This window comes from Arthrobacter globiformis NBRC 12137, assembly GCF_000238915.1.
Lineage (GTDB): Bacteria > Actinomycetota > Actinomycetes > Actinomycetales > Micrococcaceae > Arthrobacter > Arthrobacter globiformis.
In genome coordinates, this window is the sequence record NZ_BAEG01000016.1 from 75,095 (window position 1) to 89,913 (window position 14,819).

At 66.3% G+C, this 14,819-nt stretch carries 16 protein-coding genes; 5 read left to right on the forward strand and 11 right to left on the reverse strand.

The window, feature by feature from the left end:
• Window positions 1-63: 63 nt before the first annotated feature.
• The 3 genes from moaA to ARGLB_RS03150 all read left to right on the forward strand — a co-directional run bounded on the left by moaA (window position 64) and on the right by ARGLB_RS03150 (window position 2,018).
• A complete protein-coding gene (moaA, locus tag ARGLB_RS03140; RefSeq protein WP_003798797.1) occupies window positions 64-1,260 on the forward strand; it encodes a GTP 3',8-cyclase MoaA in 1,197 nt (398 codons plus the stop codon).
• Window positions 1,261-1,263: 3 nt separating this feature from the next.
• On the forward strand, window positions 1,264-1,530 hold the full coding sequence (locus ARGLB_RS03145) for a MoaD/ThiS family protein (RefSeq protein ID WP_003798798.1): 267 nt from the start codon (window positions 1,264-1,266) through the stop codon (window positions 1,528-1,530).
• Between the two features lie 206 nt (window positions 1,531-1,736).
• Window positions 1,737-2,018 carry a hypothetical protein gene (locus tag ARGLB_RS03150; protein WP_003798800.1) on the forward strand — a complete coding sequence of 94 codons (282 nt, stop codon included), beginning with the start codon at window positions 1,737-1,739 and terminating at the stop codon, window positions 2,016-2,018.
• A 16-nt stretch (window positions 2,019-2,034) separates the two neighbouring features.
• Here ARGLB_RS03150 and ARGLB_RS03155 read toward each other — a convergent pair whose 3' ends face one another.
• From ARGLB_RS03155 to ARGLB_RS03185, 7 genes are all read right to left on the reverse strand, one after another.
• The gene (locus tag ARGLB_RS03155) at window positions 2,035-2,496 is read right to left on the reverse strand and encodes a DUF1579 family protein (RefSeq protein WP_003798803.1); all 462 of its coding nucleotides are present in this window, start codon (window positions 2,494-2,496) and stop codon (window positions 2,035-2,037) included.
• 15 nt (window positions 2,497-2,511) lie between these two features.
• Window positions 2,512-3,855 (reverse strand): M16 family metallopeptidase, encoded by a 1,344-nt coding sequence (locus tag ARGLB_RS03160; protein ID WP_003798805.1) that lies wholly within the window; start codon window positions 3,853-3,855, stop codon window positions 2,512-2,514.
• Between the two features lie 194 nt (window positions 3,856-4,049).
• Window positions 4,050-6,314, reverse strand: a complete 2,265-nt coding sequence (locus ARGLB_RS03165) for a polyribonucleotide nucleotidyltransferase (protein WP_003798807.1) — start codon at window positions 6,312-6,314, stop codon at window positions 4,050-4,052.
• Window positions 6,315-6,554: 240 nt separating this feature from the next.
• The gene (rpsO, locus tag ARGLB_RS03170) at window positions 6,555-6,824 is read right to left on the reverse strand and encodes a 30S ribosomal protein S15 (protein WP_003798808.1); all 270 of its coding nucleotides are present in this window, start codon (window positions 6,822-6,824) and stop codon (window positions 6,555-6,557) included.
• A gap of 179 nt (window positions 6,825-7,003) precedes the next feature.
• Window positions 7,004-8,242 carry a kynureninase gene (kynU, locus tag ARGLB_RS03175; protein WP_003798810.1) on the reverse strand — a complete coding sequence of 413 codons (1,239 nt, stop codon included), beginning with the start codon at window positions 8,240-8,242 and terminating at the stop codon, window positions 7,004-7,006.
• A complete protein-coding gene (kynA, locus tag ARGLB_RS03180) occupies window positions 8,239-9,093 on the reverse strand; it encodes a tryptophan 2,3-dioxygenase (protein WP_003798812.1) in 855 nt (284 codons plus the stop codon). Before kynA ends, kynU begins: the two co-directional genes overlap by 4 nt.
• Window positions 9,094-9,163: 70 nt before the next feature.
• On the reverse strand, window positions 9,164-10,147 hold the full coding sequence (locus tag ARGLB_RS03185) for a bifunctional riboflavin kinase/FAD synthetase (RefSeq protein ID WP_003798813.1): 984 nt from the start codon (window positions 10,145-10,147) through the stop codon (window positions 9,164-9,166).
• Between the two features lie 237 nt (window positions 10,148-10,384).
• Between ARGLB_RS03185 and ARGLB_RS03190 the strand changes: the two genes are divergently transcribed.
• On the forward strand, window positions 10,385-11,110 hold the full coding sequence (locus tag ARGLB_RS03190; protein ID WP_003798815.1) for a DUF937 domain-containing protein: 726 nt from the start codon (window positions 10,385-10,387) through the stop codon (window positions 11,108-11,110).
• 30 nt (window positions 11,111-11,140) lie between these two features.
• On the opposite strand, the gene ARGLB_RS03195 is transcribed toward ARGLB_RS03190, so the two are convergent.
• Genes ARGLB_RS03195 through truB form a run of 3 tightly spaced genes read right to left on the reverse strand, consistent with a single transcriptional unit; the run spans window position 11,141 to window position 12,937 of the window.
• Entirely contained in the window at window positions 11,141-11,596 is a 456-nt protein-coding gene (locus ARGLB_RS03195; RefSeq protein ID WP_043417784.1) for a hypothetical protein, read from the reverse strand.
• 1 nt (window position 11,597) lies between these two features.
• Window positions 11,598-11,951, reverse strand: a complete 354-nt coding sequence (locus ARGLB_RS03200; RefSeq protein WP_003798819.1) for a hypothetical protein — start codon at window positions 11,949-11,951, stop codon at window positions 11,598-11,600.
• Between the two features lie 2 nt (window positions 11,952-11,953).
• Window positions 11,954-12,937 (reverse strand): tRNA pseudouridine(55) synthase TruB, encoded by a 984-nt coding sequence (gene truB / locus ARGLB_RS03205; protein ID WP_083839582.1) that lies wholly within the window; start codon window positions 12,935-12,937, stop codon window positions 11,954-11,956.
• Window positions 12,938-13,018: 81 nt separating this feature from the next.
• Between truB and ARGLB_RS03210 the strand changes: the two genes are divergently transcribed.
• Window positions 13,019-14,170 carry a pyridoxal phosphate-dependent aminotransferase gene (locus ARGLB_RS03210; RefSeq protein WP_003798824.1) on the forward strand — a complete coding sequence of 384 codons (1,152 nt, stop codon included), beginning with the start codon at window positions 13,019-13,021 and terminating at the stop codon, window positions 14,168-14,170.
• Between the two features lie 19 nt (window positions 14,171-14,189).
• Here the strand turns inward: ARGLB_RS03210 and ARGLB_RS03215 are convergent, their stop codons facing one another.
• On the reverse strand, window positions 14,190-14,675 hold the full coding sequence (locus tag ARGLB_RS03215) for a nucleoside deaminase (RefSeq protein ID WP_003798826.1): 486 nt from the start codon (window positions 14,673-14,675) through the stop codon (window positions 14,190-14,192).
• Between the last annotated feature and the right edge of the window lie 144 nt (window positions 14,676-14,819).

Here is a 14,819-nt window from a genome sequence, read left to right on the forward strand (position 1 = left end):
GGCAGCCCAGTCACGGAACGCGGCGGGTGTGATCGGCGGCCCGCAGTGGCGTAGCCTGAAGTCATGAGTGTTCAGCTTGGCCTACCGCAGCTCCGTGAAGGAGGCGCACCCGGTTCCGGTTCGCAGCCCCTTCCGGTTGAGCGCCCGGACGGGATCCCCGCCCGCCGCCCGGCTGACGCTCCCGCCGGCCTTGCGGACCGCTACGGCCGCAGGGCCACGGACATGCGGCTTTCGCTCACGGACAAGTGCAACCTGCGGTGCACGTACTGCATGCCCGCCGAGGGGCTGGAGTGGCTCGCCAAGCAGGCAGTCATGACCGGTGAGGAAATCGTGCGGATCGTGGGGATCGGCGTGAACCTGCTGGGCGTGCGCGAGCTGCGGCTGACCGGCGGCGAGCCGCTGGTCCGTGCCGACCTTGTGGACATCATCGGTGCGCTGCGCCAGGCACACCCGGAGCTTCCGATTTCCATGACGACGAACGGTGTTGGGCTGGACAGGAAGGCTGCAGCCCTCAAGGCCGCCGGGCTGACCCGCATCAACGTTTCCCTGGACTCGCTGCACGAGGAAACTTTCACCAAACTGACCCGGCGCCCGTTCCTGGACCGGGTCCTCGCCGGGGTGGACGCCGCCTGGGCCGCCGGACTGGGACCCGTGAAGCTCAACGCCGTGCTGATGCGCGGCATCAACGACACCGAATCGCCGTCCCTCCTCGCCTGGGCGCTGGAGCGTGGCTACGAACTGCGGTTCATTGAGCAAATGCCCCTGGATGCGGACCACGGCTGGACCCGCCGGAACATGATCACCGCTGCCGAGATCCGGGAACTCCTCTCCGAGGAGTTCGTGCTCAGCCCGGATCCGCGCGCCCGCGACGGGGCACCGGCGGAACGCTTTGAAGTACGACGCCGGACTGGTTCCGGCAGTTCCGGTGATTCGGGCGGTTCCGCTGAATCAGCCGGCGCAGATTCACACGGCCCGGTGCTGGGTACTGTGGGGATCATCGCCTCGGTCACCGAGCCGTTCTGCTCCGACTGCCGGCGGACGCGGATCACCGCCGAAGGCAAGATCATGAGCTGCCTCTTCTCCCGCGAGGAATTCGATCTGCTGGGCCTGCTGCGGCAAGGGGCCGGCGACGAGGAGCTCGCCGAACGCTGGCAGGATGCCATGTGGCTGAAGCCCAAAGCCCACGGCATGGACCACGTGGGCCTCGACGCGCCGGACTTCGTCCAGCCGGACCGCAGCATGAGCGCCATCGGAGGCTGACCCTTGAACGTACGATACTTCGCTGCCGCACGCGCCGCGGCAGGCGTGGATGAAGAGCGCTTCGAACTTCCCGCCGGCTCCACGGTGGAGTCGCTCCTCGCCGCCGTGCTCGACGTCGAGCGCCCTGGGCCTCCGGCCGGAACGCCGCCGCTGGACAGGATCCTGGCCCGCAGCAGCTTCCTGCTGAACGAGGTCGCCGTCCGGGACCGGACCACCGTCCTGGCAGCCGGCGACGTGGTGGACGTCCTGCCGCCCTTCGCCGGCGGCTAACCCAACTGGGTCGCAGCAGAGGGCCTTCCCAGCCGTGGGAACGCCCTGTGCTGCTACCTGGTTGGATGGTGCGGGAGTTGGGTGGTAAGGCCGGGTGCCGGGACCTACCATGGCACTACCTCGCCATTTCACCGCGTTGGAAACGGACCGCGCGGGGAATGAAACGCACCAGGCATGGAGCAGAGGCTGGCCAAAGGAGACCGGAAATGTTCACCCTGCAGATCGAGCACGCCATCAAGGACTTCGAATCGTGGAAGGCGGTCTTTGACCGCGACCCCGCGGACCGGGCGGGCTCCGGCGTCGTAGCCCACCGGATCGGCCGCCCGGTAGAGGACGACCGGTACATCGTGGTGGAGCTGGACTTCGAGCGACGTGACCAGGCCGAGGACTTCCTGGCCAAGCTGCGCGAAAAGGTATGGAACTCCCCCGACGTCGCACCGGCCCTGTCCGGCACCCCGCAGACACGGGTCATCGAACTGGTGGGCTGAGCGCCGGGTACCGGCTTTAGGCGCGGTGGCAGATCGAGGTCATGAACGGCTGGAAGCCCTGGGCCTCCCCCAGCCGCAGTTCCGCCGTGTGGGTCAGCACGCCGTCGTCCACCCTGAAGGTGTGCCGGGCGGTGCCGCGGTCGCTGTGCCGCTCCACCGTAAGGGTGGAGTCGTGCCAGACGCCACGGGCTGGGGCCGCCGGGGGCTTGCCCATGCTGTCGACGTAGTACCAGAGCGTTTCGTCGTGGTCCGGGTCCACTGTGAAGACCCCGTGCCCTTCGAAGTGTGTGCCGTCGGCTTCGGTGTGGCGGTAGGACTGGACGACGGCGAACCCTCCGGCCGCGCGGGTAAACGTCACCTCCGCGGTGGCCGTACGAGCCGGACCCCACGGCGAGGCAGCCAGTTCAGTGGTTCCCAGCCAGCGGCCAACGAAGATCTCGAGCGCTTCGTGCGCTGTTCCCGGCTGCGGCTGGTCCATTGTCTCTCCCCGAACTCAGAGCCCGAAGGTTTCCGATTCGTCGAAGGGGCCGACCACCGTCACGGTTCGGGGCGCCGCGGCCAGCTCGCTGGCCAGCTCCTGGACCTGTTCCGCCGTCACGGCCTTAATGAGGCGCAGGGTCTCGTCGATGTCCTGGTATTCACCGGAGACCAACTCGGCTCGGCCCAGCCGGGACATACGGGAGCCGGTGTCCTCCAAGGCCAGGACGATCCCGCCGCAGAGCTGCCCCACCGCCTTGCGGAGCTCGTCCTCGGAAATACCGCCGGCCGCGAGGCTGTCGAGTTCGGCGCCGAGGAGTTCCAGGACCTGGCGGACCTTGGTGGGCGTGCAGCCGGCGTACATGCCGAAGTAGCCGGCGTCGGCGTAGGACGAGGCGAAGGAATAGGTGGAGTACACGAGTCCGCGCTTCTCGCGGATCTCCTGGAACAGCCGTGACGACATCCCGCCGCCGAGCACGGCGTTCAGCACGCTCATGACATAGCGGCGTTCATCGGTGGCCACGATGGTGGGACAGCCCATGATGATGTTGGCCTGTTCCACCGGGCGGGTGACCACGTGCAGTCCCGCGGTGCCGGTGATCTCTGCGCGCTCGGTGGAGCGACGCTCCACGGGAGCCGCCCCGGCCTCAAGGGACCACCCGGCTGAGTGGAGCGCATCCACCACAAGCCGGCAGACGACGTCGTGCTCCAAACCGCCGGCGGCGGTGATTACAAGCTCGTCCGGGCGGTAGTAGCGCCGGTAATGGTCCCAGACGGAGTCGCGCGCCACTGCGCGGATCGCATCCGGAGTGCCGCCAATGGGGCGTCCCAGCGGATGGGTGCCGAGCACGGCGGCCACGAAGTGTTCATGCGCCACGTCCGTGGGGTCGTCGCTGTCCATGGCGATTTCCTCGAGGATGACGTCCCGTTCCTGCTCCATCTCCGCGGGATCCAGCACGGCGCCGGTGATCATATCGGCGATGACGTCAATGGCCATTGGCAGGTCCGTATCCAGCACGCGGGCGAAGTAGCAGGTGCTCTCCTTCGCGGTGGCGGCGTTGGATTCGCCGCCCACCTCGTCAAAGGCGGAAGCGATCTCGAGGGCGGTGCGCCTCTTGGTGCCCTTGAACAACAAATGCTCAAGGAAGTGCGTCGATCCGTGCTGCCCCGGCGCTTCGTCGCGTGACCCCACACCCACCCAAAAGCCGATGGTGGCTGAACGCTGCCCCGGCATGGCCTCAGTCAGCACGCGAACCCCGCCCGGGAGGACCGAACGGCGGACTTCCGAACCGCCGTCGGCTCCGTGGATCAGGGTGTCGCCGGGGTGGTTCTGCTCCAGCGGCAGGGGTACGACAGTCATCAAGGCCTTTCGGGAAGCGGAGCCAAATCTGCCTGCAATCGTACCAGCGGGCCCGCCGACGGCGTGGCTCTGACGTGGGCTGTTTTGCCGCCGCAAGCGGGGGTTGGGTGGGGGTTAAACGGAGCGGGGCCGGTGGTACAACCAACGGCCCCGCCCTATGGGATCCGGCAGCACTCAGCTGCCGGAGCCCGGAACTACTCGGACGCGTCCGAGCCTTCTGCCGGAGCCGCAGCGTGAACGCGGTCGGCCTCGCCGGCGCCTTCCTCTTCAGCCACAACGGGAGACAGGGACAGCTTTCCGCGGTCGTCGATCTTGGTGATCTCGACCTGGATCTTCTGGCCCACGGAGACGACGTCCTCGACGTTGTCCACGCGCTTGCCGCTGGCGAGCTTGCGCAGCTCGGAGATGTGCAGCAGGCCGTCCTTGCCCGGGGTCAGGGAGACGAATGCACCGAAGGTGGTGGTCTTGACGACCGTACCCAGGTAGCGCTCGCCGATTTCCGGAACCTGCGGGTTGGCGATGGCGTTGATCGCGGAGCGTGCGGCGTCGGCGGACGGGCCGTTGGTGGCGCCGATGTACACGGTGCCGTCGTCCTCGATGGAGATGTCCGCGCCGGTGTCCTCCTGGATCTGGTTGATCATCTTGCCCTTGGGGCCGATGACCTCACCGATCTTGTCCACGGGGATCTTGACGGCGATGACGCGCGGAGCGAACTCGGAGAGCTCATCCGGGGTGTCGATCGCGGCGTTGATGACCTCGAGGATGTGGAGGCGGGCCTCGCGGGCCTGCTTCAGCGCTGCTGCCAGCACGGATGCCGGGATGCCGTCGAGCTTGGTGTCCAGCTGGATGGCCGTGACGAACTCGGACGTACCGGCAACCTTGAAGTCCATGTCACCGAAGGCATCTTCGGCGCCAAGGATGTCCGTCAGTGCTGCGTAGCGGGTCTGACCGTCCACCTGGTCGGAGACCAGGCCCATGGCGATGCCGGCGACGGCGGCCTTCAGCGGAACACCGGCGTTGAGCATGGACAGCGTCGAGGCGCAGACCGAGCCCATGGAGGTGGAGCCGTTGGAGCCAAGGGCTTCGGACACCTGGCGGATGGCGTACGGGAACTCCTCGCGGGACGGCAGCACCGGCACGAGCGCGCGCTCGGCCAGGGCACCGTGGCCGATTTCGCGGCGCTTCGGGGATCCGACGCGGCCGGTCTCACCGGTGGAGTACGGCGGGAAGTTGTAGTTGTGCATGTAGCGCTTGCGCGTTACCGGCGACAGCGAGTCGATCTGCTGTTCCATCTTGAGCATGTTCAGCGTGGTGACACCCATGATCTGGGTTTCGCCACGTTCGAAGATGGCAGAGCCGTGAACGCGGGGCAGGACCTCGACCTCGGCGGTGAGCTGGCGGATGTCCGTCAGGCCGCGGCCGTCGATGCGGATCTGGTCCTTGAGGATACGCTGGCGGACAACGTGCTTGGTCACGGAGCGGAAGGCTGCGGACAGCTCCTTCTCGCGGCCTTCGAACTGGTCGGCGAGGGAGCCAACAACCTCGTCCTTCAGCTCGTCGGCTGCGTTGTCGCGGTCCTGCTTGTCGGCGATCTGGAAGACAGCGGTGAGCTTCTCCGCCGCAGCAGACTCGACGGCGGCGTACACATCGTCCTGGTAGTCCAGGAAGACGGGGAACTCGACGGTGGGCTTGGCGGCGCGGGCTGCCAGGTCCTGCTGGGCTTCGCAGAGAGCCTTGATGAACGGCTTTGCAGCCTCCAGGCCCTCGGAAACAACCTCTTCGGTGGGGGCGGTGGCGCCCTGTTCCTTGATGAGGTTCCAGGAGTTGTCCGTGGCTTCGGCCTCGACCATCATGATGGCGACGTCGTCACCGGCAACGCGGCCGGCAACGACCATGTTGAACACTGAGTTCTCGAGCTGGGAGTGCTTCGGGAAGGCAACCCACTGCGAACCCTGCTCGTCGGCGACGAGGGCAACGCGGACGCCGCCGATCGGGCCGGAGAACGGCAGGCCGGAGAGCTGGGTGGACATCGAGGAAGCGTTGATGGCCACGACGTCGTAAAGCTCGTCCGGGTTGATCGCCAGAACGGTGACGACAATCTGGACCTCGTTGCGCAGGCCCTTGACGAACGCGGGGCGCAGCGGGCGGTCCATCAGGCGGCAGGCCAGGATCGCTTCGGTGGACGGGCGGCCTTCACGGCGGAAGAACGAGCCCGGGATGCGGCCGGCGGCGTACATGCGCTCTTCGACGTCCACGGTCAGCGGGAAGAAGTCGAAGCCTTCACGCGGGTGCTTGCCGGCGGTGGTGGCGGAGAGCAGCGCGGTGTCTTCGTCGATGTACACCATGGCTGCGCCGGCCGCCTGCTTGGCAAGACGGCCGGTTTCGAAGCGGATTACACGCTTGCCAAAGCGGCCATTGTCAATAACTGCTTCTGAGAACTGGATTTCGGGACCCTCCAAGAGAGTCACCTCCGTTTCATATGTAACGGAAGTCCAGCCGCATCAACCCAGCCCAGCATCTGTCTACTGGCCCTGCACCCGGTCATCGATCGAGACCCACGGGCCGGCTTCAGTCAGCGAAGCTTCCCGGGGATCACTACCGAGGACCGCGAATGCGTGATGCGGTTGATCCTCCTGTTTAGTTTTTATGTACTGACGAGGCGGCCCGTTCCGGCAGGAAAGGGCCGCCTCAAAACCAGACTAGCGGCGCAGGCCGAGGCGCTCGATGAGCGAACGGTAGCGGGCGATGTCGGTGTTCTTCAGGTAGGTCAGCATGCGCTTGCGGCGACCAACCATGGCCAGCAGACCGCGCTGGGTGTGGAAGTCGTGCTTGTGCTCCTTCATGTGCTCAGTCAGATCCTTGATCCGCTGAGTCAGAACCGCAATCTGGACCTCCGGCGAACCGGTGTCGCCCTCGGACGTTGCGTATTCCTTGATGATGGACTGCTTTACGGCGGCGTCAAGTGCCACAATAACTCCTAGAGATGTGCCGTGAGGCCCGAGTCAGTAATTCACTGCCGGGGGTGCCGGCGCGGAGGTCCGAAGAACATTCCGCACAAGACAGGATCCAGCAACCACGGACTGCAGCCGGATCCACCGTTTAGTTTACCGGCCGTATTGCAATCTTGTCGAAACGGCAACAGGGCTGGTCATACCCCCGGAAGCAGGTCCCGGATGGCTGCCATGCCGCGGTGGAGTTCGGCAAAGCCGGTGCTCAGCGGCGAAAGTCCGATCCTGATGCCCTGCGGAGCGCGGAAGTCCGGGATGACGTCCCTTTCCCAGAGCGCGGCCGTCACCTCACGGAAGGCGGGATGGTCAACGGTGATGTGGCCTCCGCGGCGGTCCGGATCCCGGGGTGTAGCAAGCATCACCCCGGCTGGCGCGAGCCAGGCATCGTGCAGTTCCAGCGCGTACGCGGTGAGCTGCCGCGACTTTTGCCGGATGGCGGCCATGCTGACTTCTTCGATCAGGTCAAGCGTGCCGCGCATGGCGATCATCCCGAAGATGGCCGGCGTGCCGCTCAGGAAACCGCGGATGCCGGCGGCCGGTTCGTAGCCGGGCCCCATCTCGAAGGCGTCCTTCCGGCCCATCCATCCCCAGATGGGCTGCGCGAGTCCGGACAGGTGCCGGTCATTGACGTAGGCAAAGGCGGGCGAACCCGGGCCGCCGTTCAGGTACTTGTAGGTGCAGCCCGCGGCAAAGTCCACGTTCCACTCGTCCAGCTGCAGCTCCACGGACCCGGCGGAATGGCACAGGTCCCAGACCACCAGCCCACCGGCGTCGTGCACTGCAGCGGTAATGGCCGGCAAGTCCGCGAGGTGCCCCGAGCGGTAGGCCACGTGGCTGAGGAGGACGACGGCGGTGGCCGGCCCCAGGGCCTGCCTCACCTGTTCGAGGTGGACACCCGAGGCGGGATCCGCCTCGATCCAGCGCAGGGTCAGTCCCTCCTCCCTGGCGATGCCTTCGACGAGGTACCGGTCGGTGGGAAAGTTGTCCGTGTCCACCACGATCTCTGTCCGCGCCGGATCCCCGACGGCGGCCAGCGCTGCCCGGATCAGCTTGTACAGCACCACGGTGGTGGAGTCGGCGATGATGGTCTGGCCCGCGGCGGCGCCCAGCACCGCACGCCCCAGCTGGTCGCCGATGGCCTGGGGCATGTCCAGCCATTCCTCGTCCCAGCCTCTGATCAGACGCCCGCCCCAGCCCTCCTGGATGAAGGTGGTTATGTCTCCGGCGGTCCGCTTGAGCGGGCGGCCCAGGGAGTTGCCGTCGAGGTAGGACAGCTCTGTGACCGCGCCGACGAACAGTCCGCGGTACCTGGCCAGGGGATCGTCGGCGTCGAGGCGTGTGGCCTTTTGTAGCAGGGCGTCTGCTGCCTGCGTGGTCACTGTCCGATCTCCGTACGGACGGCGAACAGCTCCGGAAAGAACGTCAGCTCAAGGGCCTTCTGCAGGAACGCGGCCCCGGTGGAACCGCCGGTGCCTGTTTTCATGCCGATGGTGCGCTGCACCGTGCGCAGGTGCCGGAACCGCCACAACTGGAAGTTATCTTCCAGGTCAACAAGCTCCTCACATGCCTCGTATGCACCCCAGTTCTGGGCGGCGTGCTCGTAGATGTGCTTGAACAGGGGCACCAGTCCAGGCTCAAACTCATGTGCCCGGGTCACATCCCTGTTCAGCACCGCCTCGGGAACGTCGAAGCCCTGGCGGTGGAGGTAGGCGAGGAATTCGTCATAGATGCTCGGTGCGTGCAGGACTTCGGTCAGCAGGGCGTGCGCTTCGGGATCGGATTCGAAGACGGGAAGCATCTTCCTGTTCTTGTTGCCCAGCACGAACTCCACGGCGCGGTACTGGCTGGACTGGAATCCGGACGAATTACCCAGGAAGCCGCGGAATTCCGCGTACTCGGTGGGGGTCAGCGTGGCCAGGACCGACCACTGTTCGGTGAGGGTTTTCTGAATGTGCTTGACCCGCGCGATGCCCTTCAGGGCCGAGCCGAGGTCATCCGAACGCAGCTTCTCAGCGGCAGTACGGAGTTCGTGAAGGACCAGCTTGAGCCACAGCTCCGTGGTCTGGTGCTGGATGATGAACAGCAGTTCGTCATGGTGTTCCGGGACGCTGACGGGCTGCTGGGCGCTGAGCAGTGTGGGCAGCTGAAGGTAGGACGCATAACTCATGCGGGAACTGAAATCGCGCACAATCCCCTTGTCCAGTTTCCTGGTGTTCTTCTCTACGGTCACAGCGTCGCCTTCCTTGCCAATACTGTGTGGTGCAGGACTGCATGGTGCAGTCCCGTGTGGAGCGCGCGGGTCAGCGCTTGAGCAGGATGTCGTGCGTCTGCAGGACGTCCTGGCGCATCTGCTCCACGAGGGCTTCAGGCCCACGGTATGCCACCATGCCACGCAGCCTGGTCACGAACTCCACGACTACTGTCTGGCCGTACAGATCGAAGTCCTCAATGCGCTCCTCAGGCCTGTCGATGACGTGCGCCTCCACCTGTCGGCTCACGCCGTCGAAAGTGGGGTTGGAGCCAACGGAGATCGCGGCCGGCCAGCGCGTCCCGGCCTCGTCCACGAGCCAGCCCGCATAGATGCCGTCGGCAGGGATCAGGCCGCTCGCATCACTGGAGAGGTTGGCGGTGGGGAAACCGAGATCCCGGCCGCGCGCGGCGCCGTGGACCACCTCACCCCGCATCCGGTGTGCGCGGCCCAGGACAGCGGCGGCGGTGCCGACGTCACCCTCCCGCAGCGCTTCGCGCACCCAAGTGGAGGAACAGCGGCGGTCCGTCCCGCCGTCGTCATGCAGCGGGAAACCTTCGGAGCCGAACTCGCTGATGATCAGGACTTCAAAGCCGAACCTCTCCCCCAGCTCCTGCATGGTGTTCAGGTCGCCGGAGTTGCCCTTGCCGAAGCGGGTGTCGTGGCCGATCACCACGTGGCTGGCGTGAAGGCTGTCCACGAGGACCGAGCCGACGAACTCTTCAGGGGTAAGGCTGGCGAGCTCCAGGGAGTACTTCATGACCAGGATGGCGTCCAGCCCGAGCTCGCCCAGCGCCTGGAGTTTGTCGTGCAGGCCCATAATCAGTTCGGGCGCGCTTTCCGGCCGGTGTACCAGGGCCGGGTGGGGGTCGAACGTCACGGCAACCGACTTGGCGCTGTTCAGCCGCGCAGTCCTGATGAGCTGGGACAGCACCTGTTGGTGGCCGCGGTGTACGCCGTCGAAATTGCCGATAGTGACAACGGAAGGACCAAAGTCTTCGGGGACCTCGGTCGGGTCATTCCAGATGTGGACCATCAACCTCGCCTTTTACTGCCTGACTGAACTTGCTCCCGGCGCGCCAGGGCCGGAACTCTCTAAGGTTACCTGCAATCCCTGACTGTCACTGACGGCCGGGCGGCCTACCGCCTGCACGCACGCCCGGCTAGGATGCAGAGGCAGCGGCCGGGCAGTGCTGCCTTGGGCTGTCTGAGTTTCATTCGCGTTTTGACCACGGATCGCCTGCGGGACGAGCGGGCCGGAAGGAGCCACGTCATGAGTGATGTCCAGGAGCTGCTGGGACAGATCCCGGTCCAACGGATTGCGTCCCTGCTGGGGACGGACACGGCGTCCGCGCAGGCCGCCGTCGAGGCCGCCGTGCCCACGCTGCTTGCCGGAATGCAGGGCAACGTCCAGGCGCCGGATGGCGCCGCGGCACTGGAAGCCGAACTGGCCAGGCACCGGAACGGACTGGCCGACGGCGACGTTGACCCGTCGCAGGTGGACACCCGGGACGGCGAAAAAATCGTTGGCCATGTCTTCGGTGGCCAGCAGGACCAAGTGGCCAGCCGTCTTGCCGGAACAGCGAACCTCGGCGGTGTCGGCGGAGACCTCGTCCGCCGGCTGCTGCCGATCCTCGCCCCGATCGTCATGTCCTATCTGGCCAAAAAGGTCCTCGGCGGACGGGATTCCGGCGTGCAGGGATCCGGCGCACAGGAGTCCCCGGCCGGAGCCGGCGGAATTGACCTGGGAAGCATCCTCGGGGGAATCCTGGGTGGCTTTGGTTCCGGCGGGGTGGGTTCAGGGGGCCTTGGCGATATCCTCGGCGGCATTCTTGGCGGCAGCCCGCAACCGCAGCAGGCTCCGCGGACAGAGCAGGACCAGGATCCACCTGCGCAATCCGGCCCGGCACCGGATACAACTGACTCAGTGCCACCGGCGCACCGGTCTGTGACGCCCGGTGAGCTGATCGAGGTGGACCTGCCCGACGAGAATCGCTAGATCTGACCCCTGGATCGCTAGATCTGAACCCTAGGCAGCCGGGGCTGCCGGCCGCCGCCGGTAGAGCCAGATGAGGCCCAGGATCGGCAGGATCAGCGGAACGAAGGCGTAGCCGCGGCCAAACGCGGACCACACGGTTTCGTGCGGGAACTGCACGGAGTCGAACAGGCTCAGCGCCCCCACGATAATGACGCCGACCAGTTCCACCAGGACGGCGACCAGGGACACCTTGAACCAGGTGCGGCCGGCCTTGGCCAATGACACCGTGGCCACGACGTAAACGACGGCGGCGAAGGCGGAGAGCAGGTAGGCCAGCGGCGCCTCGGAGAACTTGGTGAGGATCTGGTAGCCGGCCCGTGCGGTGGCCGAAATGGCAAAGATGGCATACACAGCGATGAGGAGCCGGCCGGGACCGGTGTTCCTCGTGTCTGCGGGGCGTTTGCCGGTGTGTTCGGACGTATCAGTCACGTTGTGTGCTTCTTCCACTTCAGTACCAGATCTGATTCATGCGGGCAGCCATGACGAGGGCGGTGACTCCGACGGCTGCCAGGACGAAGTTGCTCCAGCGGGTCCGTTCCAGGATGGACCAGTACACGGCGGCAACGGGCAGCAGGAGGGCGGTGGCGAGGTAGCCCCAGAATTCCCAGGCCTCCCCGGCGATCTGCTCCCCCGCGATGACCCGCACGATGGAACCCACCAGGTAGACCAGTAGGGCCAGTTCGACGGCGGCCACCGAAAGGATGGTGATGTCGTTCGGGGCCTTCTTCATGATGCCCGCCGCCACACAGACGAGTGTGGACAGCAGGCCGACAGCCAGGATGATATAGAAATATGCGTCCAACGCTAGACCTGCCCGCCGTCGCCGGCACGTGAACCGTTCGGAACGCCGGGACTGTTGGAGCCGCCGGGGCCCGTTCCCGGGGCGAAAACCAGCACTGGTTTGGCGAAGCTTCCGCTGTCCGCGAGCAGCGCCACAAGCGACCCGTCTGGCGCGAACGCGGCTGCGGGCTTCTCTGCAGTGGCGGCGCCCGGTGTGCCCGCCGCGGTTCCGGCTGCGATGCGCCGGCCGAAGGAGATCTCGGTGGTTTCATCTGCGCTCAGTTCCCGGTTGGGCATGAGCGCCCTGGCCGCCTGCGACATTTCCAGGATTTCGAGGTCCTCGGCGAGCTGTTCGAGGGTGCGCGCCTGGTCCAGCGAATAGGGTCCGACGTTTGTCCGCCGCAATGCGGTCAGGTGCCCGCCGACGCCGAGCGAGTTGCCGAGGTCCCGGGCGAGGGCACGGATGTAGGTGCCCGAGGAGCATTCCACCGTGACGTCGACGTCCACCACCTCCGTGTCGTGTCCGGCGGCCTGGTCCCGGCGGATTCCGTGAATGTCGAAGCGGTGGATGGTGACCGGCCGGGCAGCCAGCTGGACATCTTCCCCGGAACGTACGCGGGCGTAGGACCGTTCACCGTTGACCTTGATGGCACTGACGCTGCTCGGCACCTGTTGGATCTCCCCCGTGAGGGATCCAACGCCGGAGCGGATGGCGTCCTCGGTCAGGGACGCGGCACTCGCCCGGCTGACAACTTCGCCTTCTGCGTCGTCCGTGATGGTGGATTCCCCCAGCCGGATGGTTGCCGTGTAGGTCTTGGACGTGCCCACGATATACGTGAGCAGCCGCGTTGCCTTGTTGATGCCGAGCACCAGCACGCCGGTGGCCATGGGATCCAGCGTTCCCGCGTGGCCCACTTTCCGGGTACCGGCGATCCGCCGCATCCGTCCAACCACATCGTGGCTGGTCCATCCCTGCGGCTTGTCCACTATTACCAGTCCAGAAAGCACGCCTATCAGTATATCGGGGACGCGGCGGGGGTATTGGGCCGCGTCGGGGGCCAGGGCACGCCCGGCGCTAGGATGGCAGTCATGCCCGAGCTTTCCGCGCACATACGCGACGTACCCGTCAACCAGATCCGCGAAATCACAGAGGCAGCGTGGCGGACCCCGGGGGCGCTGATCCTGAGCATCGGCGAGCCCGGGTTCCCGCTCCCCCGCCATGTCCTGGATGCCGGGATCGCGTGCCTGGACCGTGACGAGACCAACTACACTCCGAACGCCGGGATCCCGCAGCTGCGTGAGGCTTTCGCCGCCAGGTTCCGGGAGCAGTCCGGCGTAGACATCGGGGCGGACCGCGTATATGTGGTCGACGGCGCCCAGCAGGGCCTGCACTTCGCCATGAGCCTGCTGCTCGCACCCGGCGACGAAATCCTGATTCCCAATCCGGGCTATCCCACGTTTGCCATGACCAGCCGGCTGCTGCACGCCGTCCCTGTGCAGTATCCCCTTTACCCCGCGCACGATTTCCAGCCCCGGATCGCGGATATCGAGGCGCTCATCACGGACCGGACGCGCGTGCTCATGCTCAACTCGCCGTCGAACCCCCTGGGCGCCGTTCTCCGGGAGGACCTGACCCGGGAACTCGTGGAACTGGCCCGCCGCCACGACCTGTGGATCATCTCGGATGAGTGCTATGAGGCCTTCACGTACGACGTCCCGCACGTGAGTCCCGCCCGGTTCGATAGCACCGACCCCGGTGAAGCACGCGTGTTCACGTCGCTGACGCTGTCCAAGACGTATGGGCTCACCGGTCTGCGTATTGGAGCGCTGGTGTGCCCGCCCGGACTGGAGCAGCGGATGAACAACGTCATGGAGGCGATCGTGTCCTGCGTGGCGTCACCGTCCCAGTACGCGGCGCTCGCCGCGTTGACCGGTCCGCAGGACTATGTGTCGCAGGCCCACGCGCACTACCGTGCCAACCGCGACGCGGCGTCGGCCGTCTTGGCGGAGAAGGGCATTCCCTTCCTGAGCGCGCAGGGAGCGTTCTACCTGTGGGCGGACGTCTCGCACGTGAGCGGCGGAAACGTCCGGGCCTGGGTCAAACGGTTCCTCGCCGAGGCCGGCGTCTCGTTTGCTCCTGGCACCGCCTTTGGCTCCATCGGCGAGGGCTGGATCCGGATTGCGTTGTGCGGTGACCAAAGGGAACTGGTCGAAGGCGTGGGCAGGCTCCCCCGGAGGTAGCCCAGCGCGGAAAGAGGTTTCAGTAGTCGGTGCGTTCGGCGTTGTTGCGCCAGGCATCGAACGGGTTGCCCGACGTCGGAACCGGGGTGTGGCTGACAGGCAGCAGTTCCGGCCGGGAGCCGCCGAAGTATTCGTAGAAGAGCGCGTCGTCAAATCCCGCGGCGGCTGCGCCGTGCCGGTCGGCGGCGAAGTACACGCGGTCGACACGCGCCCAGAGCGCCGCCGCGAGGCACAGCGGGCAGGGCTCGCAGCTGGCGTACAGGACAGCGCCGCTGAGATCAAAGTTCCGGGTCTCTGCGGCGGCGGTGCGTATCGCCACCACCTCGGCATGGGCGGTGGGGTCGTTGTCCCGGGTGACGCGGTTGACCCCTTCGTGGACGGTGCCGTCGGCTGTTACCACTAGCGCGCCGAACGGCCCGCCGCCGGCCGCGACGTTCCGCTGGGCCAATGCCACGGCTTCGGTCAGGTATTCGGTCACGTCTGCAGCTGATGGGTGGGCGCGCATGGTCTGATCATAGCCAGCCTGATGGCGCTGCGGGACAGCCGGGGTTCCGTTTATTCGTGTTGGGGTCGTGAGCGGAAGTAGTGGTTGCGGCGGGGTTTTCGGTGGGGGTCGAGTTCTGGTGGGGGTTTGAACCAGGGGACTTGG